Source organism: Patulibacter sp. NPDC049589, assembly GCF_040675535.1.
Taxonomy (GTDB): Bacteria; Actinomycetota; Thermoleophilia; order Solirubrobacterales; family Solirubrobacteraceae; genus Patulibacter.
Genome location: NZ_JBFAPC010000114.1, coordinates 1 through 18,237 on the forward strand (window position 1 = coordinate 1; position 18,237 = coordinate 18,237).

At 73.0% G+C, this 18,237-nt stretch carries 16 protein-coding genes; 8 read left to right on the plus strand and 8 right to left on the minus strand.

The window, feature by feature from the left end; translation table 11 throughout:
• The first annotated feature begins 338 nt into the window (after positions 1-338).
• From AB0L40_RS18965 to AB0L40_RS18985, 5 genes are all read left to right on the plus strand, one after another.
• On the plus strand, positions 339-1,844 hold the full coding sequence (locus tag AB0L40_RS18965; RefSeq protein WP_364358035.1) for a sugar ABC transporter ATP-binding protein: 1,506 nt from the start codon (positions 339-341) through the stop codon (positions 1,842-1,844).
• Between the two features lie 2 nt (positions 1,845-1,846).
• Positions 1,847-2,953, plus strand: coding sequence for an ABC transporter permease (locus tag AB0L40_RS18970; protein ID WP_364358038.1), 1,107 nt, complete (start codon positions 1,847-1,849; stop codon positions 2,951-2,953).
• A gap of 341 nt (positions 2,954-3,294) precedes the next feature.
• The gene (locus AB0L40_RS18975) at positions 3,295-4,452 is read left to right on the plus strand and encodes a substrate-binding domain-containing protein (RefSeq protein WP_364358041.1); all 1,158 of its coding nucleotides are present in this window, start codon (positions 3,295-3,297) and stop codon (positions 4,450-4,452) included.
• Between the two features lie 521 nt (positions 4,453-4,973).
• Positions 4,974-5,618 (plus strand): hypothetical protein, encoded by a 645-nt coding sequence (locus AB0L40_RS18980; protein ID WP_364358044.1) that lies wholly within the window; start codon positions 4,974-4,976, stop codon positions 5,616-5,618.
• A gap of 27 nt (positions 5,619-5,645) precedes the next feature.
• The gene (locus AB0L40_RS18985; RefSeq protein ID WP_364358047.1) at positions 5,646-5,840 is read left to right on the plus strand and encodes a hypothetical protein; all 195 of its coding nucleotides are present in this window, start codon (positions 5,646-5,648) and stop codon (positions 5,838-5,840) included.
• Positions 5,841-5,954: 114 nt separating this feature from the next.
• On the opposite strand, the gene AB0L40_RS18990 is transcribed toward AB0L40_RS18985, so the two are convergent.
• Positions 5,955-6,554 carry a helix-turn-helix domain-containing protein gene (locus AB0L40_RS18990; RefSeq protein ID WP_364358050.1) on the minus strand — a complete coding sequence of 200 codons (600 nt, stop codon included), beginning with the start codon at positions 6,552-6,554 and terminating at the stop codon, positions 5,955-5,957.
• A 105-nt stretch (positions 6,555-6,659) separates the two neighbouring features.
• Here AB0L40_RS18990 and AB0L40_RS18995 point away from each other — a divergent pair, with 105 nt between their 5' ends.
• A complete protein-coding gene (locus AB0L40_RS18995; protein ID WP_364358053.1) occupies positions 6,660-7,388 on the plus strand; it encodes an SDR family NAD(P)-dependent oxidoreductase in 729 nt (242 codons plus the stop codon).
• 64 nt (positions 7,389-7,452) lie between these two features.
• Here AB0L40_RS18995 and AB0L40_RS19000 read toward each other — a convergent pair whose 3' ends face one another.
• The 5 genes from AB0L40_RS19000 to AB0L40_RS19020 form a co-directional block, all read right to left on the minus strand.
• A complete protein-coding gene (locus AB0L40_RS19000) occupies positions 7,453-9,702 on the minus strand; it encodes a molybdopterin-dependent oxidoreductase (protein ID WP_364358056.1) in 2,250 nt (749 codons plus the stop codon).
• A gap of 301 nt (positions 9,703-10,003) precedes the next feature.
• Complete coding sequence (locus AB0L40_RS19005; protein ID WP_364358059.1) at positions 10,004-11,476, minus strand: aldehyde dehydrogenase; 1,473 nt, start codon at positions 11,474-11,476, stop codon at positions 10,004-10,006.
• Positions 11,477-11,588: 112 nt separating this feature from the next.
• On the minus strand, positions 11,589-12,707 hold the full coding sequence (locus tag AB0L40_RS19010) for an acyl-CoA dehydrogenase family protein (protein ID WP_364358062.1): 1,119 nt from the start codon (positions 12,705-12,707) through the stop codon (positions 11,589-11,591).
• Positions 12,704-13,915, minus strand: a complete 1,212-nt coding sequence (locus AB0L40_RS19015) for an acyl-CoA dehydrogenase family protein (protein ID WP_364358065.1) — start codon at positions 13,913-13,915, stop codon at positions 12,704-12,706. The genes AB0L40_RS19010 and AB0L40_RS19015 overlap by 4 nt, the downstream gene beginning before the upstream one ends.
• Positions 13,912-14,862: an LLM class flavin-dependent oxidoreductase gene (locus AB0L40_RS19020; RefSeq protein WP_364358068.1), complete on the minus strand. Its 951-nt coding sequence runs from the start codon at positions 14,860-14,862 to the stop codon at positions 13,912-13,914. The genes AB0L40_RS19015 and AB0L40_RS19020 overlap by 4 nt, the downstream gene beginning before the upstream one ends.
• A gap of 356 nt (positions 14,863-15,218) precedes the next feature.
• Between AB0L40_RS19020 and AB0L40_RS19025 the strand changes: the two genes are divergently transcribed.
• Together AB0L40_RS19025 and AB0L40_RS19030 are read left to right on the plus strand one after the other, a co-directional pair.
• Complete coding sequence (locus AB0L40_RS19025; RefSeq protein WP_364358071.1) at positions 15,219-16,430, plus strand: LuxR C-terminal-related transcriptional regulator; 1,212 nt, start codon at positions 15,219-15,221, stop codon at positions 16,428-16,430.
• Positions 16,427-17,638: a LuxR C-terminal-related transcriptional regulator gene (locus tag AB0L40_RS19030; RefSeq protein ID WP_364358074.1), complete on the plus strand. Its 1,212-nt coding sequence runs from the start codon at positions 16,427-16,429 to the stop codon at positions 17,636-17,638. The genes AB0L40_RS19025 and AB0L40_RS19030 overlap by 4 nt, the downstream gene beginning before the upstream one ends.
• 47 nt (positions 17,639-17,685) lie before the next feature.
• On the opposite strand, the gene AB0L40_RS19035 is transcribed toward AB0L40_RS19030, so the two are convergent.
• Together AB0L40_RS19035 and AB0L40_RS19040 are read right to left on the minus strand one after the other, a co-directional pair.
• On the minus strand, positions 17,686-17,949 hold the full coding sequence (locus tag AB0L40_RS19035; RefSeq protein ID WP_364358076.1) for a ferredoxin family protein: 264 nt from the start codon (positions 17,947-17,949) through the stop codon (positions 17,686-17,688).
• 8 nt (positions 17,950-17,957) lie between these two features.
• Positions 17,958-18,237: enoyl-CoA hydratase-related protein (locus tag AB0L40_RS19040; RefSeq protein WP_364358079.1), on the minus strand; the 280-nt coding region annotated here is incomplete at its 5' end.

An 18,237-nucleotide genomic window follows, 5' to 3' on the forward strand; every position in this document is an offset into this window, starting at 1 on the left:
CCGGACCGTCCGGTCCGCGGCGCGCCCCGCCGGTCTGCAGGTCGCCGACAGCGAGGCGCCGCCGGTCGGCGCGGGAGGAGAGGAGGCGCGTGTGCGGTGGACGTCAGCAGTCGTTCGAACTTGGAAGTCGTCGGAACAGGTGGATGAAGATGAGCAAGACGAGAGACGGAAGGGCCTCCGCACGGAGCGCCGTAGTGGAGCCCGGAGGAGCGGGCCGTCGACCGCCGGGGCCCCCGGAGACCGACGGAGAGGCCCTGGGAGCCGCGGCGGACGGTCCGCTCCGCGACGGCCCGGACGGGGGCGTCACCGGTGGCCGGGCGGCGGGCGCCGGACCGGCGGTGCGGCTCACCAACCTGACGAAGGTCTTCCCCGGCACGGTCGCGTTGAGCGGGGTCGACATGGAGATCCTCCCCGGAGAGATCCACGGTCTCGTCGGAGGGAATGGCTCGGGGAAGTCGACCTTGATCAAGATCCTCGCCGGCGTCCATCAGGGGGAGCCCGGCGGGACCGTCGAGGTGGGCGGCCAGGCGTTCGCGGCGGACCATGCCTCCCCCGAGCTGGCGCACCGTTGCGGCATCCGGGTCGTCCACCAGGACCTCGGCGTGTTCCTGGACATGACGCTCGCCGAGAACCTCTCGCTCGGCCATGGCTTCGACACCGGGCCCGCCGGACGGATCCGCTGGCGCCGCATCCGCGCCCGGACGGCCGAGCTGATCGACCGCTTCGAGATCCAGGCGACGCCCCGCACGCTCCTGCGCGACATGAGTCGGGCGGGCCAGACGCAGGTCGCGATCGCCCGGGCCCTGCAGGACCTCGACGACGGGGCGGGCGGCCTGCTGATCCTCGACGAGCCGACGACGGCCCTGCCCGAGCACGAGGTGAGCCTGCTGCTCGGCTCGCTGAAGCGCTACGCCGCCGCGGGCCAGAGCATCCTCTACGTCAGCCACCGGATCGGGGAGATGCTCGACCTGACCGATCGGGTGACCGTCCTGCGGGACAGCCGGCTGCAGGGCACGTATCCGACCGCGGAGCTCGACGAGGACGGCCTGATCAGGGCCATCGTCGGGCGCGAGCTCGAGGCGGCCGACCGCCCGGCTCCGCCCCCTCGCGCCGCCACCAGCGTGCTCTCCGTCGACCGGCTCCATGCCGGCCCGCTCCGGGACGTGAGCATCCGGGTGGATCCGGGGGAGATCCTCGGCGTGGCGGGGCTCCTCGGCTCGGGTCGCAGCGAGCTTCTACGCGCGATCTTCGGGGATCTCCCGGTCGAGTCCGGGACGATCGAGCTCGATGGCGACCGTCGCCGCTGGCGGCATCCGGCGGACGCCATCGCGGCCGGCGTCGCGCTCGTTCCCGAGAACAGGGCCGAGGAAGCGGCCTTCCTCGACCAGTCGGTCTACGCGAACATCGGGATCGGGAGCCTCGGCCGGTACTGGCGGGGCCTGCGGCTCCGCGATCGCCGCATGCGCGCGGACGGCGCGGGCCTCATGGCCGAGTTCGGCGTCAAGGGGGCGTCGGAGCGCGCGCTCATCAGCACGCTCTCGGGCGGCAACCAGCAGAAGGTCATCCTCGCGCGCTGGATGCGCCGGGAGCCGCGGCTGCTCCTGCTCGACGAGCCGACCCAGGGCGTCGACATCGGCGCGCGTGCCGAGATCTACGCGCTCGTACGGCAGGCGGTCAGCCGCGGCATGGCCGTGATCGTCGTGGCGTCCGACTTCGACGAGCTCGCGCTCGTCTCCGACCGCGCGGTCGTGCTCCGCGAGGGACGCGTCATCGCGGACGTCCCGCGCGACGAGCTGACCGCCGAGGTCCTCACGCAACTTACCCACTCCGAAGGTCGTCGTTGATCATGTCCACAGAAACCGTAGCTCCCGCCGCACGCAAGCTCGCGCCTCCGCGGGTCTCGCTGCTCACCGTCCTCGAGCGCGGCGCGCTCGGCATGGCCCTCGTGGTCCTCGTGGTGTTCTTCGCCACGAACTCGACCAGCGGGGACGCCTTCACGTCGGCGGCCAACATCCGCAACATCTTGGGCAACCAGTCGGTCACGGGGCTGATCGCCCTGGCGATGGTCATCCCGCTCCTCTGCGGTTACTTCGATCTCTCGGTCGCCGCGATCGCCGGTCTGGCGAACGTCACGTCGGCGGCGCTGATCTCCACGCACGGAGCACCGGTGTGGGTCGGCATCCTCGGAGGGATCGCGATCGCCGTGGCCGCCGGGTGCGTGAACGGCATCCTCGTCGCGGGCCTGAAGCTCAACGGCTTCATCGTCACCCTGGGGACCTACACACTGGTGGGCGGGCTCATCCAGCTCTACACCAAAGGTCAATCGATCTTCAGCGGCATTCCGGCGAGCTTTCGCGAGTGGGGCTCCCAAGAGTGGATCGGGCTTCCGCGGCCGTTCATCCTGTTCATGGTGGTGGGCTTGCTCGTGTGGTATGGGCTGTCGCATACGCCCTTCGGGCGACAGCTCGAGAGCATCGGATCGAGCGAGCGCGCTGCGCGGCTGGTGGGGATCCGGGTCGACCGGTCGGTGTTCCTCGCGTTCCTCGCGTCGGGGGCGATCGCCGGCGTGGCCGGCGCGCTCATGACGTCGCGGACGGGCGGCGCGGACCCGACCGCCGGTCCCGGCTACCTGTTTCCTGCGCTGACCGCTGTCTTCCTCGGGGCCACCACGATCCGGCCCGGGCACTACAACGTCTGGGGCACGGTGCTCGGCGTGTTCTTCGCGGCGATCGCGATCAGCGGCCTCTCGCTGCTGGGCGCCGACACCTGGATCACGCCGACGTTCAACGGCGCAGCGCTCGTCGTCGCCGTCGCCATCTCCACGGTCGCTGCCCGGCGTCGCGAGGTCCGGGCGGAGTCGGCTCTGCGGGCGCAGATGTCCAGTCGCGACGAGCCCGACGGAGGAGCAGCGGTGGCGCCGCCGGGGGCCGGGTCTCCCGTCGATCGACCGTAGGCGGTCGCGGACGGAAGGCGGTCGGCCGGCGCCCGTCGTCCCGGGGGTTCGCCGCAGGCGGACGGGCGTGGCCCGGTCGGGACCGGGGCCGTGGCGTCGGGCCGGGCGAGCCCCGCGGGCGCCACGGAACCCACGGGCGGGCCCGTGGGCGCGGACGCTCCGATCGGGGGTGGCGGGCGTCTATGGGGGACACGACAAAGCGGTTTCTGGTGCCCCGGCGGCTCGGGGGTGCTTGGTAGGACATCCATACAGGTCAATGCAGGTAGAGAGAACGGGGAGAACCAATGCATAACTGGTCCAGTGAGGGACGCAGCAGGCGCTACGCGCGGTTGCTCGGCGTCATGGCCCTCGTAGGGGCCTCGTCGCTGGCCGCCGTCGGCTGCGGTGGGGACGACGACACGCCAAGCACGGCCGCGAAGGGCTCCGAGACCACTGCGGCGGCCCCGGAGGCCACCAGCAAGGCCCCCGACGGCCTGCCCACGCTCGAGGCCCTCTACAAGGGCGGTGAGAAGTCGCCCCCCGCGAGCGGACCCAAGCCGCAGAAGGGCAAGTCGATCTGGTGGATCTCCTGCGGGATGTCGGTGCCGGACTGCTCGGTCCCGGCGAAGGCGGCCCAGGAGGCCGCGAAGGCCATCGGCTGGGACTTCAAGATCGCCGACGGCGCCCTGAACGTGAACAACGGCAATGAGAAGGCGGTGCGGCAGGCGCTCGCCGCTGACCCGGACGCGATGATCATCCACGCCGCCGACTGCCCGACGATCAACGCCCCGCTCGCGGAGGCCAAGAAGCGGAAGATCCCGGTTATCGGCGTGGAGGCCCTCGACTGCTCCGACCCGCCGAAGAACGGCGAGGACCTCCTCCCCTACGACAATCCGTACACCGATGAGATCAAGGGCAACGTCGACTTCTTCAAGGTGTGGGGCCAGGTGTCGGCGGCGTACCTCATCCACAAGAGCGACGCGAAGGCACAGATCATCCTGAGCCACGGCACCGAGGCGACCCACGAGACGGTCAACGCGGGCTTCCGCGAGACGTTCGACCAGTGCGGCGGCTGCAAGGTCCTGGAGGAGGCGAGCTTCGCCAACCCGGACCTCACCCCGGACGGGGCGTACGTCCAGCGCCTGCGGTCCGTCCTGACGAAGAACCCGACCGCGAACGCGGCGTACTTCCCGTTCGACGTGAACTTCCTCGTCGGCGGCGCGCAGGCGGCGAAGAGCGCGAACCCGGACATGCTCGTCACGGGCGGGTCCGGATCGGCGGCGTCCTTCGACCTCGTGCGCCAGGGCCTCATCGACGGGGTGACGGCACACGACACGCAATGGATGGGCTGGGGTGCGTTGGACAACGTCAACCGCATCCTCAACGGCCAGGAGCCCGTGCCGCAGGGCATCGGCTTCATCGCCGTCGACAAGGACCACAACCTCCCACCGAAGGGGGAGCTCTACAAGTCGACGGTCGACTTCCGGAGCGTCTACAGGAAGTCCTGGGGCGCGAAGTAGTTCGACGGGTGGCGTTCGCGAACCCCGGTACCTCGCCGAGGGCGATGCCCCCGGCGACGGCAACACGGCTCGATGACCGGTGGCGCTCCTGAGCCGGGGTCGGCGGATCTGCACGAGGTGGCTCCGGCTCTCCCGGGCAGATTGCGAGTCGGCCCGGGCTCACGGAGCACGGGCCGTCGCGCTCCTGGCCACCGCCGAGCGTCATCTGCTGGACGGTCGGCTGGTAGCGGGCATGCGCGGCCTCCTCGACGTCGAGTCCGTCCTCGCCGAGCCCCCGCTGTTCCGGCGGAACGCGGGGGCCCACCCGATCCGGCAGATGCGCTTGCATCACGCATATGAAAGGCAATCGGGGTCCATCCCGCCGCCGGTGCTCCGTCGGCGGTCGCGGCGCGGATGAGCGCGGTCGGGAAGGCGACTCCCGCGGCGACGGGGGGCCCGCGCGGCCGGCTGCTGCTGCCGGCCGTCGTCGTCCTCGGCGTGGTCTCGACGGCGGCCGGGAACGTCGGGGGCCCCTCGGCCTCGTGCCGCTGGCGATCGCCGCCGCCCGCGACGCGCTCCCGTGCGAGAGCGCCGGTCCGGAGAACGCCCTGCTCGGCGCGACGACCGCCGCCCGGCTGGGCGGCCTGCTGCTCGCGCTGGCGGAGGGCCCCGACCGGAGCTGGGCGTCCGCGGCGACCCTCGGGACGCTTGTAGCCACGATCGCGGTGCCCGCTGCGTGGGTCGCGTCGGAGGTCCGGACCGCGTCGCCCCTCGTGGACGTCCGCCTGCTGCGGCACCCCTCGGTGCTCGCCGCCGACGTCATGGTCCTCCCCGTCGGCATCGGCATCTTCTCGCTGCTGTCGCTCGTCGTCCGCTGTGTGCAGACGCCGGAGGCCGCTTGCTACGGGTTCGACTCGTCGGTCGCGGTCGCCGGGCTGATGCTCGAGCCGTACTCGGCGGCGGACTTCGGGGCCAGCCGCGTCGTCCGCCGGCTGGCGGCGCGGTTCACCCACGAGGTGATCGTCGCGGCCGCCAGCGGCGTGCTGATCGCCTCGATGGTGCTGTTCCTGCTCGCACGGTCGTCGATCGTCCGGCTGCTCGTGACGATGGCGCTGGCCGGGTTCGGTGTCGGAGCGATCTTCGCCATGCAGCCCGCGCAGCTGTACCGCGGCGTCCCCGAGGCGTAGACCGGCAGTGCGAACAGCTTCTACCAGGTGCTCCGCTACGTCGGCTACTCCGCTGGCAGCGCGCTCAGCGCAACGCTGCTGGTGACGACGATCCCGGTCGGCGCGTCGACGCCGACGGAGTCCGGATACGACGCCGCGGCGTGGATCGGCATCGTCGCGCTGGCAACCGCGACGGTGCTCAGCCGGCGCGCGGGGCGCGGGGCTACCGCGCGGCGGCACTGACCGCCCGTGCGTGCTCGTGCGCCGCCCCGGGGAAGCCTCGTCGCAGGCGGCGACGGGGCCGCCGGTGGCTCTGCGTGGCGGAACGGCTGGACGTTCAGAGGTCGGCGCCGGCGATCAGCGGCCTCGTCGGGGGCGACGCCCGAAGTCGGCTCGTAGCCCGTCCAGCACGATGTCAAGCATCCGTCGCCACGCCTCGGGATCCAGCTGGGGTGCGCCGACGAGTGCGCGGTTGGCGATGAGCAGCGCCGGCAGGTCGGCTGCGGTGAAGCGCGCGCGCAGGACGCCGGCCGTGTGCGCCTCGTCGATCAGGGTCGCTGCGTGGTCGATCGAGGCGGAGCAGACCCGGGCCAGCGCGGTCGCCCCGTCGGGGTAGGCGCGCGCGATCACGTCGCTGAGCGCCGGGTCCTCGGCCTGCAGCGCGCAGAGGCCCTCGAGGTAGCGGGCCAGGCGCTCCCACTCGTCGGGGCCCTCCATCGCCGTCCGCCGGACGGCGTCGAGCTTGGCGGCGGCGACGTCGGGCACGACCGCGTCGATCAGGGCCTCGCGGGAGCCGAAGCGGTTGTAGATCGTGCCGACGCTGACGCCGGCGCGCCGGGCGATCTCCTCCAGTGGCGCCTGGAGTCCGACCTCGCGGAAGACGTCGATCGCCGCCGCCTTGACGCGCTCCACGTTGCGCGCGGCGTCCCGGCGCAGAGGGTGCTCGGGGGCGGTCATCGACGACATCATCGCACGCAGTAGAACCTGAACTATACCTCAAGTTCCGTGCTACGGTGAACTTGAAGCACCACTCAACTTCTCTGCGACCATCGGAACGAGCACATGACCAAGACGATCGCCATCTTCGGAGCCGGCCCCGGGCTCGGGACGTCCGTCGCCCGCCGCTTCGGGCGCGAGGGCTACCGCGTCGCGCTCGTCGGGCGCCGGCCGGAGCCGCTCGAGGCGCTCGTCGTCACCCTCGCCGCCGAGGGCGTCGAGGCGGCCGCGTTCCCGGCCGACCTGCGCGACCTGGGGTCGATCCCGGCGCTCGTGGCGGCGATCACGGATCGCTTCGGCTCGATCGACGTGGTCGAGTACGCGCCGGTCGCCGAGGGCGGGTTCGTGCCGGCCGCCGAGCTGACGGCGGAGGCCCTGCGCCCCCTCCTGGACATCTACCTGCTCGCCCCGGTCGAGGTGGTCCGGGCGGTGCTGCCGCAGATGCTGGAGCGCGGGGACGGCGCGATCCTCCTCGGGCACGGGGCCTCGGCCGTGCTGCCGCCGCCGGGGATGAGCGGGCCGGGCCAGGCGATGGGCGCGGCCCGCAACTGGATCCACGGGCTGCACGCCGAGCTCGCCCCTCGCGGCGTCTACGCGGGCACGATCGCGATCGCGGCGATGATCGAGCGCAGCGCCGCCCACGACGCGCTGAGGTCGGGCGCGATCACGATCGACCTGCCCGACGGCGTCGAGCTGCCGACGGTGGACCCCGACGGGCTGGCCGACACCCTGTGGGCCATGGCGGCCACGCGCGATCGGGTCGAGACGGTCCTCCCGGAGGGGGCCGGCTTCTGATCCGCCGCTCGCGTCGCGACCCGGGCTGGCGGAGGGCTCCCGCGCCACCCCGGCCGCACGGCGCTCAGTCCCCCGCCACCGGCGCCCGGCGCGGCGCCGCCGCGCCGACGACCGGCTCCGCGCCCGCGGCCCGGACGACGGTCTCGGGCGTCTCCAGGGACCCCGGCCCCGCGACCGCCCGCTGGACCTGGACCCCGATGCCGTTGACCCAGGCGTTGCCCGAGACCCGATCCAGCAGCGCCGGGTCGTTGGGGACGAGGTCGTTGTAGCGGGCGCCGCCGGCGGCGTTGGCGACCTTCCAGCCGCCCTTGTGGCCCCAGTGCTGGTTGAGTCCGACGGAGCCGGGGACGACGTCGTCGGTGACCTCGACCGGGACCTCGATCGCGCCCCAGCGCGACGCGATGTGGACCTCCGCGCCGTCTTCGAGGCCGCGCGCCTCGGCGTCCCGCGGGTGCATCCGCAGGCGGCAGGACCGCTTGCCCGACATCAGCTTCTCGACGTTGTGCAGCCAGGAGTTCTGGGAGCGCAGCTCGCGGATCGAGAAGATCCTGAGCGGGTGCTCCGGGTCGGAGCTCTGCATGGCGGTCAGCCGCTCCAGCTCCTCGGCGAACATCGGGTGCTCGAGGTGGACGAGCTGGTCCTTGTGGTGGACCTTCTTCCGGATCACGCCCGTCGGGCAGTGGTCCGAGAACTTGATCGGGCCGCCGGCCTTCAGGAGCTTCTTCCTGCTGATGCCCTTGCGGCGCAGGCCGAAGAGGTCGCCGTCCGGGCCGATCCGCATGAAGAGGTCGACACCGACGCCCGGCGGGATGCGGATGCCGAGCCTGCCCATCAGCTGCGCGCCCGGGGCACCGGACGGCACGATCCCGATCCGCTTGCAGATCTCGTCGAGCGTGCGCCAGTCGTCGCGCACGTTCGGCGGGCCCGTCACGACCGGGTCCGTCCACTGCGCGTGCGGCACGGAGTTGTGCGACTGCGAGAAGACCGGGAAGCCCTCGCGCTCGTAGAAGAGCTTCGGCGGCAGGACGTAGTCGGCGAAGCGGTTGGTCTCCGTGATGTACGGATCGAGCGAGACGAAGAGGTCGAGGTTCTGGAACGCCTCCTCCATCGCACCGGTCGCCGGCGACGTCGTCGCGGCGTTCGTGGCGACGCAGACCATCGCCCGGCACTGCCCCTTGCCGGGCGTGGCGACCTCGCGCGGGAACGTCGCCCACGGAGAGGTGCCGATGACCTCGGGGATGTCGTCGACCCGGGTGCGCCAGCGGTCGTAGCCGGACGCGCCGAGGATCTTCGTCATGAACTCGAGGTCGACCATCGGCCGGCCGAAGAGCATGCCGCCCTCGCGGTCGAGGTTGCCGGTGACGATGTTGATGACGTCCATCAGGTACTTCGTCAGCGACGCGAAGCGGCCGAGCGACGAGCCGCAGCGGCCGTAGAGGTTGGCCGACGGCGCGGTGGCGAAGTCGCGGGCCAGCTGGGCGACGGTCTCCGCCGGGATGGCGGTCTCGGCCTCGACGCGCTCCATGTCGACCTCGCGGGCGATCCGGAGCGCGAAGTCGACGCCGGAGGCCTGCTCGCGGACCCGCGCGTCGTCGACGAGGCCTTCCTCGACGATCACCTTCAGCAGGCCCAGCAGCAGCCAGACGTCGCCCTCGGGGAGGATCGGCTGGTGCTCGAAGAGCCGGGCCGTCTCGGTGCGCCGCGGGTCGACGACCACGACGCGGCCGCCGCGGTCGGTGATCGCGAGCATCGTCTCGCGGATCCGGCCGATCGTCGCCATCGAGCCGTGCGACACGACCGGGTTGGCGCCGAGGACCAGCGCGAAGTCGGTGCGCGCGAAGTCCGGGAACGGGTTGGTCAGGTTGTTGCCGTAGAGCAGCTGGCTGACGACCCAGTAGTTGTTGATGTCGACCGACGACGCCGTGTAGAAGTGCTTCGTCTTCAGCACCGTCGCCATGCCGAAGAGCGTGAGGAACGCGCCGTAGTTCCAGGCGTTCGCGTTGCCCAGGCCGACGCCGACGGCGTCGCTGCCGTGCACGTCGATGACGCGCTTCAGCCGCCGGCCGATGTCGTCGAGCGCCTCGTCCCAGCCGACCTTCTGAAACGAACCGTCGGGCATCCGCCTCATCGGGTCGCGCAGCCGGTCGGGGTCCTTCATGACCTCGGGGAAGAGGATCCCCTTCGGGCACGCGAAGCCCTTGGACTGCGGGTGGTCCTCGTCGGGCCGCATCTTCACGATCTCGTCGTTCTCGACCGTGGCGACCAGCCCACAGGACGCCTCGCAGATGCCGCACCACACGCGCTTCTCGACCATGACCCGTTCTACGCCCGCGCGTACATGCCACGCAACGGTGATCGCGAAGGGGCATCAGGAGGGGGCCCGGCTGCCGGGTCGCCCGTGGCGCGGGTCCGCCCCGACGGGCCGGCCGGACGACGACGACCCCCGTTCCCGAAACGACGACGCCCCGTCCGCGTCCGGCGCGACGACGGCCCCATCCGTCCGCGGAACGACGAACGCCCCGGCCGGGGGCCGGGGCGTTCGCGGTTCTCCGCCGCGTCGCGCGGCGGGGCGGGCGGCTCCGCCGGACGGGCGAGGCGGGCCGGGTCCCGCGTCCTCAGCCGACGGTCGGCGGGTCCAGGTAGACGGTTTGGATCGCCTGGTAGTAGCCGAGCGCCTCGGGGCCCATCTCGCGGCCGAGGCCCGAGGCCTTCACGCCGCCGAACGGCGCGCCCGGGTCGTTGACGTAGTGGTTGATGCCGATCGTACCCGTCTGGACGCGGCGGGCGACGGCGAGGCCGCGCTCCTTGTCCTCGGTCCAGACCGTGCCGCCGAGGCCGAACTCGGTGCCGTTGGCGATCTCGATCGCGTCGTCGAGGTCGTCGTACTGGATGACCGAGAGGACCGGCCCGAAGATCTCCTCCTGGGCGATGACCGCGTTCCGGTCGACGTCCGCGAAGACGGTCGGCTGCACGTAGTAGCCGTCCAGGCCGTCGGGGCGGCCGCCGCCGGCCGCGACACGCGCGCCGCCGTCCTTGCCCTTCTGGATGTAGCCCTCGATCTTGTCGCGCTGGACCTTCGAGACGACCGGTCCGATCTGCGTCGCGTCGTCCAGCGGGTTGCCGATCGTCACGCCGTTGGCGAGCGCGGAGAGCGTCTCGACGACGTCGTCGTAGCGGCTCTTCGGCGCGAGGATCCGGCTGTTGAGCCAGCAGGTCTGCCCGTTGTTGATCAGCATGCAGCCGAAGAGGGCCTCCATGTTGCCGGCCAGGTCGCCGTCGTCGAGGACGATCGCGGCGGACTTGCCCCCGAGCTCGAGGGTGACGGGCTTCAGCAGGCGGCCGCAGACCTCGCCGATCTTGCGGCCGGCGGCGGTCGAGCCGGTGAACGCGATCTTCGTGACGTCCGGGTGCTCGACGAGGTACGCGCCGACGTCGCGGCCGCCCTGGACGATGTTGACGACGCCGGCGGGCACGCCGGCGGCCTCCGCGGCCTCGGCGATCGTGTACGCGTCCAGCACCGTCTCGGGCGACGGCTTGAGCACCACGGTGCAGCCGGCGGCGAGGAGCGGGCCGAACTTCAGGAAGGTCAGGGCCTGGGGGAAGTTCCACGGCACGATCGCGCCGACGACGCCCAGCGGCGTCCGGCGCACGACCGACGTGCCGCCGAGCAGGCCCGGCCGGTACTCCTCGCGCTCCTGCTGGACCGCGACGTCCGCGTAGTAGCGCAGCAGCATCCCCGGGAAGCCGCCCTCGAGCTGCCGGGCGATCGCGATCGGCATGCCGTTCTGCGACGACGTGCGGACGGCGGTCTCCTCGAGCCGGGCGTCCATCTCGTCCGCGAAGCGGTTGAGGACGACCTGGCGCTCCTCGGGCGACCAGGTGGACCAGCCGGCGCGGTCGACGAACGCGGCACGGGCGGCCGCGACGGCGCGGTCGACGTCGGCGGTCGTCCCGTCGGGGACCACGCCGATCGTCTGCAGGGTCGACGGCGAGACGACGGTGATCTTCTCGGACCCGGACGGGGCGACCCACTCGCCGCCGATGTAGAGGTGGTCGTAGGTGACTTCCAGCTCGGACACGGTGCTCATCTGCTGCTCCTCGGTGTTCGCGGACTGATGGACGGATCGGGGTGCCGCGGGCGTCCGATCCGGGCGGCAGGCGCCGCGCTGGTGTGATGCAGGGCCGGGGGGCCGGCGGCGCTCAGGCCGACGCGGCGGCCAGGACCTCGCCGGCCACGCGGTCGGTGGCGTCGTCGACGCCCCCCAGGAGCCGGCGGCTGATCTGCGCTCGCCGGAAGATCAGGGGCGCGTCGTGCTCCCACGTCGCGCCGATGCCGCCGTGCACGGCGATGCAGGTCCGGGACGCCTGGTCCAGGGCCTTGCCCGCGCCGGACCGCGCGGCACTGGCGGCCAGCGGCAGCTCGCCGGGCAGGTCGGCGTGCGCGAGCCCCGCGTAGACGATCAGCGAGTACGCGTTCTCGCGCAGCTTCAGCACGTCGACGAGCTGGTGCTTGACCGCCTGGTACGAGCCGATCTGCCGGCCGAACGTCGTGCGGTCCTTCGCGTACGTGACGGCCATCTCGAGCGCGGTCTCGACAGCGCCGAGCGACTCGGCGGCCAGCAGCGACTGCGCGAGGTACCAGGCCTCGGCGAGCTCGTCGGCGCCGACTCCCGGCAGCTCGCGGGCGGCGGAGCCGTCGAAGGTCACGTGCCCGAGGCTGCGCGTCGCGTCGTAGGTGCGCTCCTCGCGCACCGTCGCGTCCGGAGCCTCGACGACCAGCGCGACGGGCGCGCCGTCCTCGCGGGTGGCGGCGACGACCAGGACGTCCGCGCCGGGCGCGTCCGGGACCCAGGCCGTCGTCCCCGACAGCGTGCCGTCGGCCGCGAGCACCGGCGCCGGGATTCGGCCGGCGCCCGTCTCGCGCTCGACGGTCCAGCCGCCCTCCACGTCGCCGGGCGGCCGGGCCGCGACGAACGCGGCGCGGCGGGCGCCCTCCGCGAGCTCCGACGCCAGCGCCGCGTCGCCGCGGTCCGCCAGCACCGACGCCGGCAGGTGGCCGAGCAGCGGCGCGGCGGCGAGCACGCGGCCGAGCTCCGTCAGCACGAGCATCGCGTCGAACGCGCCGAGGCCGACGCCGTCGTGCTCCTCCGACACCAGCAGGCCGGTCCAGCCCATCTCGGTCGCCACGGACCACAGGTCCGGCAGCGCCGAGGGGTCGGTGATCGCGGCGCGCGCGGCAGCGATCGTGCCGCGCCCGGCGAGCAGGTCGCGGGCGGATCCGCGCAGCAGGCGCTGCTCGTCGGTCAGGTCGAGGTTCATCGGGCCTCCACGGGTCCGTCGGTGCGCTGCTGGGAGAACGGGACGCCCTTGTCCGAGCGGGGCTCGGGCGGCAGGCCGAGGACGCGGTCCCCGACGGTGTTGCGGACGATCTCGGCGGTGCCGCCCGCCGAGCGGAAGCCCGGCAGGTACGAGACCACGTGGTACCACTCGCTCGACGGGTCCAGGGCGGACGGGCCGACGACGTCGACGACGAGGTCGGCGGCGCGGGTGGCGGCCTCGACCATCGTCAGCTTCGCCAGGCCGGCCTCGGGTCCGGGGACCTGGCCGCTCTGCAGCGCCGTCAGGGCGCGCAGGCCGTTGAAGCGCACGGCCAGCAGGTCGACGCTCGCGTCGCCCAGGCGATGGCGGACCTCCGGGTCGCGCCGGGCGTGGGCGTCTGCGGCGATCGGCGGCGGGAAGCGGTCGACGTCCATGCGGAAGCCCGTGACGTCGCGGCCGATCGACAGCCGCTCGTTCATCAGGACCGTCAGCGCGCAGGCCCAGCCGCCGTCGACCTCGCCGACCACGTGCTCGGGGCCGAGGACCACGCCGTCGAGGAAGACCTCGTTGAACTCGGCGTCGCCGGAGATCTGCTCCAGGCCGACCACCGACACGCCCGCGGTGTCCATCGGGACGACGAACATCGTCAGGCCCCGGTGCTTGACGACGTCGGGGTTCGTGCGGGCGAGGCAGAGGCCGAACTCGGCGAACTGCGCGTTCGTGGTCCAGACCTTCTGGCCGTCGAGCACGAACGTGCCGTCGTCCTGGGCCTTCGCCGACGTGCGCAGCGCGGCGAGGTCGGAGCCCGCGGCGGGCTCCGAGAACATCTGGCACCAGATCTCGTCGCCGTGCAGCATCGGGCCGATGTAGCGCTGCTTCTGCTCGCTCGTGCCGTGGGCCATGATGCACGGCCCGAGCATCCCCAGCCCGATGTAGTCGAGGATGTTCGGCACGCCGCCGCGGACGAGCTCCTGGTCGACGATCACCTGGTCGACCGGGCTGCGGCCCTGCCCGCCCCACTCCTGCGGCCAGGTCACGCCGGCGTAGCCGCCGTCGGCGAGCGCGCCCTGCCAGGCCCGGCGGCCGGCGATCCAGCTCGTGTCCGTCCACTGGCCGTGCAGCGCGGGCGCGTCCGCCTTGTGCGCGTCGACCCAGGCGCGGACCTCCTCGCGGTAGGCGACCTGCTCGGGCGTGTAGTCGAGGTTCATCGGGCCACCGCCACGCCGGCGAGGAGGCGCTTGACCGTCGCGACGCTCTCGATCGTCTCCTCGAGACCCTCGCCGTGCGCGATCAGGCTGATGTCCTGACAGCCCCGCTCGACGTACGGGGCGACGAACTCGGCCAGGTCGTCCGGCGTGCCGGCCGGCGACCACTTCTCGAACTTCTCGTAGTCGATCCCGTAGATCGACTTCATCTCGTGGGCGACCGACTCCCGGATCGCCGCCTTGTCCTTGCCCAGGCCGCACCAGATGATCATCTGGTGGCGCCAGGCGACGTCGCCACGACCGGCGTCGGCGCCGGCCTGCTCGACCTGCTCGATCGTCTGCGCGAAGCGGTCCGCGGAGACCCAGATGCCCTGCCAGCCCTCACCGAGGCGGCCGGTGCGCTGGATCGCCTTGTCGGAGCGGCCTCCGATGAGGATCGGGATCGCCGGGTCCGGCGGCGGACCGATGAAGACGTCGTCGAGCTGGAAGAACTCGCCCTCGTGGGTGACGCGCTCGCCGGCCAGCAGCGCGCGGAGGATGGGGAGGTGCTCGTCCATGCGGCGCCCGCGGGTCTTCGGGTTCACGCCGCACATGCGGACCTCGGCCGGGTCGTCGCCGCCGACGCCGACGCCGAGCACGAGCCGTCCGGGGACGAGCTCCATCAGCGTCGAGAGCTCGCGAGCGACCAGCACCGGGTGGCGCAGCACCGGCTGGTAGACGCCGAGGTGCACCGGGACGAGGTCCTGGAGGTGCAGGTGCATCGCCGCCGAGATCAGGCCGTCCCAGCCCGTGCCGTTGCGGAAGCTGACGTGGTCGCCGATGTGGATGTGGTCGATGCCGGCCTCGCCGATCGACCGCAGCACCGCACGCCGATCCTCGGGGGTCCGGTCCGCCAGCCGCGGGCTGAGGATGTTGATGCCGATTCCGGGCGGGCTGCTGGGCGGGGTCACGGTTCGAGACTAGGAGCCCCGTGCGTGCGTGCGCGATGCCCGTTGGGAATCACGGTGGGCGACCACAGCGGCGACGGACCCCGGGCCCGTCCGGCGACCCGGGCGGCCGCGCGCCGGAGCCACCGGTCGGCGGCGCCGGACGGGACTACCAGCCAGACGGCCGGGGAGGGGGTGGGGAGGACGAAAGGAGGAGGACGAACCGTCGGACTGACCACCAACGGGGGGTATTCGCCCATCTTCCGTCGGAGGTCGCCGGTGCTCGGCCCGGCCTAGGGTCGGTCGACCAGGCAGCCAGAGCGACCTCGGGGAGGAGGACGATGCCCCCCTTTCCCATCGCCGGACCGAGGACGAGACACGTGGCCACCACCACCATCACCACCCCCACCGAGCACCCAATGGCCCGGGGATCCGACGACCGGCTGTTCGCGATCGCCCTCCAGCGGGCCGCAGCGGACCTGCTGTCCGCCGAGCCGCCGGACCCGGACCCCGAGCGGGCGCTGCGGCTGATCGACGCGATGAGCGCGACCCTCGACCGGATCGGGACGACGCTGCTCGCCGTGCCCACCGCGCCGGAGGCGTCGGCGGAGCTCGCGGAGCTGCTGATGAGCACCGGCGCCCAGCAGGCGCGGCTGCGGGCCCACGTCGGCGACCTGCGGTTCCGGGCGCTGGGCCGCACGTACGAGGCGATGGCCCGGATCCGCCGGGCCACGTCCGCCGCGGAGGTCGCCCGCGTCGTCCCCGGCGAGCTCTGCGCGGCCTGCGGGTTCGACCGGGCGCTGATCTCCCGGGTCCAGGGCTCCTCGTGGTTCCCGACGGCGCTGCACGTCGTCCTCGGCGCGGACGACGGACCGTCCGACGCCCAGCGCGCGGAGCTCCTGGCGATGGAGATCCCGCTGCGGCCCCCGCTCGTCGAGGCCGAGCTCGTCCGCCGGGGCATCCCCGTCGTCGTCGAGGACCCCGCCCGCGACGAGCGGGTCCACCAGCCGCTCGTCGCCGCGACGGGCACGCGGGCCTACGCCGTCGCACCCATCACCGCGGGTGGCCGCGTCGTGGGTCTGCTCCACGCGGACAACCACTGGACCCGCCGGCGCCTCACGCCGGCGGACCTCGACAACCTCCGGTCCTTCGCCGAGGGCGTCGGGCTGGCCGTCGAGCGCACGGTCCTGTCCGAGCGCCTCGCGATGCAGCGCCGCCGCGTGAGCGAGGCGTTCGAGTCGACCGCCACGACGATCGCGGACATCGGGGACGCCGACCTCCTGCTCGCCCGCCGCCTGGAGCGCCGCGAGCCGGAGGGCGCGGGGGGCGGCATGGCCCGCCTGGCCACGCTCGACGCCGACGTCGCGCGGGACGCCCAGATCCACGGGATGCTGACGCCGCGGGAGCGCGACGTCCTGGAGCGGATGGCGCGCGGGTCGACCAACAGCCAGATCGCGGACGAGCTCGTCGTCGGCGTCAGCACCGTCAAGTCGCACGTCAAGCACATCCTCCGGAAGCTCAAGGCGTCCAACCGGGCCGAGGCGGTGTCGCGGTACCTGCGGCTCGCCGACGGCGATCAGGACCGGACATGAAGGGGCTGGTGAGCACGATGGGCGCCGGATTCCGCAGCACCCCATCGCCGACGAGCGCCATCGGCTGGCGCCGGCGGGAGGGGGAGCTCGCGGCCCGCGCGGTCGAGTTGCGCGACGCGACCGCCGAGATCCTCGGACCCGACGCCGCGCTGCCCGTGCTCGACGTCGCGCGCCCGTGGCGGACCGCCGGCGTGGTCGCCGGGACGCTCCAGGCGTGCATCGAGGCGATGCGCCACTCCGGCGAGCTGGAGGCCCCGGGCGTCCACGCGCTGTGCACGGTCGTCCCCGACCTGCAGCGCCTCGCGTCGGAGCTCGCGGAGCACGACGTGCACCTGCGCGGCCGGCGGCTGGCGGAGTGCGAGGACGGACTCGCGCGACTCCGGGCGCTGCCGTCGTCCGGCGACCTGCTCGACCAGGCGTGCGAGGTCCTCGTGCGCCGCTGCGGCTTCGGGCGCGCGATGCTCTCGCGGGTCGTCGACGACACGTGGCGCCCGTGGACCGTGCACTTCGGGGCCGAGCCGCCCGCGGCCCCGTGGTTCCGGGAGTGGGCGAACCGCCGCATCCCGTTCCAGCCCGACGGCGCGGAGGCCCGGGCGCTGCACGAGCGCCGGCCCGTCCTGGCCGCCGACGCGGGGCCCGGCGTCGGCCCGCTCGTCTACGACGCGTGCGAGAAGACGTCGTTCGTCGTCGCGCCGCTGATCCGGGACGATCGGGTCATCGGCCTGCTGCACGCAGACCACCACCCGTCGGAGCGGCGGGTCGACGAGACCGACCGGCAGCTCGTGTGGCGCTACGCCGAGGGGTTCGCGCAGGTGTACGAGCGGGCGGTGCTGACCGAGCGGCTCGACGACCAGCGCGACCGCGTCCGCGAGGCGCTCGCGAGCACGAAGCGGATGATGGACGAGCTGCGCGACACCGGGATGGGCTTCGGGCAGCCGGTGTCGGTGCCCGCGCCGTCGCCGGTGGTCGGGCCGGAGCGCGCGGCCCCGGCGCCCGCCGCCGGCGTCGACGCGCTGACGGCGCGCGAGCGCGACGTCCTGGAGTTGATGCTCACGGGGGCCGGCAACCACGCGATCGCCGAGCAGCTGGTGATCGCGCCGGGGACGGTGAAGTTCCACGTCCAGAACATCCTCCGCAAGCTCGGGGCCGTGAACCGCGCGCAGGCCATCGCGTCCTGCCTGCACCTGCGCCCGGCGCGCCAGGGCTGAAGGCCCGGTCGGGTGGGGCGACCGGGGCCCTTCCGGGCCCCGGTCGCTCAGCGCTTCGCGAAGAAGTCGACGCCCTTGTCGGCGAAGCCCGCCCACTCCTCGGGCAGCTGGTCCTCGGCGAAGACCGCGTCGACGGGGCACGCCTCGACGCACGCGTCGCAGTCGATGCACTCCTCGGGGTCGATGTACAGCTGCTCGACCGTGTCGTAGTCGGGCTCGTCCGGCGTCGGATGGATGCAGTCCACCGGGCAGACCTCGGTGCACGAGTTGTCCTTCGTGCCGACGCAGGGCTGGGCGATGACGTACGCCATGTCGCGGCTCAGGCCGTGGTGGCCCGGTCCTGGTCCTCACGAGCGAGGAACTGGTCCTTGCGCTGGTGGATCTCGGGGTTGACCATCGTGGCGTAGCCGTTGAAGCACTCGAGCTTCAGCTGGTCGTCGAGCGGCCGGCCGACGACCTCGAGGATCGTCTCCTTCGCGGACTCGACGGCCATCCGCGGGTTGCGCAGGATCTTCGACGCCATCTCCTCGACGGTCGCCATCAGCTGGTCGCGCGGCACGACGCGGTTGACGAGGTGCACCTCCTTCGCGCGCTCCGCC

What these genes read in the sequence shown, in the direction of transcription:
- AB0L40_RS19010 (WP_364358062.1), bottom strand. Translation starts at nt 12,707, where the DNA reads ATGAACCTCGACCTGACCGACGAGCAGCGCCTGCTGCGCGGATCCGCC.
- AB0L40_RS18990 (WP_364358050.1), bottom strand. Translation starts at nt 6,554, where the DNA reads ATGACCGCCCCCGAGCACCCTCTGCGCCGGGACGCCGCGCGCAACGTG.
- AB0L40_RS18975 (WP_364358041.1), top strand. Translation starts at nt 3,295, where the DNA reads ATGGCCCTCGTAGGGGCCTCGTCGCTGGCCGCCGTCGGCTGCGGTGGG.
- AB0L40_RS19035 (WP_364358076.1), bottom strand. Translation starts at nt 17,949, where the DNA reads ATGGCGTACGTCATCGCCCAGCCCTGCGTCGGCACGAAGGACAACTCG.
- AB0L40_RS18995 (WP_364358053.1), top strand. Translation starts at nt 6,660, where the DNA reads ATGACCAAGACGATCGCCATCTTCGGAGCCGGCCCCGGGCTCGGGACG.
- AB0L40_RS19030 (WP_364358074.1), top strand. Translation starts at nt 16,427, where the DNA reads ATGAAGGGGCTGGTGAGCACGATGGGCGCCGGATTCCGCAGCACCCCA.
- AB0L40_RS19005 (WP_364358059.1), bottom strand. Translation starts at nt 11,476, where the DNA reads ATGAGCACCGTGTCCGAGCTGGAAGTCACCTACGACCACCTCTACATC.
- AB0L40_RS18970 (WP_364358038.1), top strand. Translation starts at nt 1,847, where the DNA reads ATGTCCACAGAAACCGTAGCTCCCGCCGCACGCAAGCTCGCGCCTCCG.
- AB0L40_RS19000 (WP_364358056.1), bottom strand. Translation starts at nt 9,702, where the DNA reads ATGGTCGAGAAGCGCGTGTGGTGCGGCATCTGCGAGGCGTCCTGTGGG.
- AB0L40_RS19015 (WP_364358065.1), bottom strand. Translation starts at nt 13,915, where the DNA reads ATGAACCTCGACTACACGCCCGAGCAGGTCGCCTACCGCGAGGAGGTC.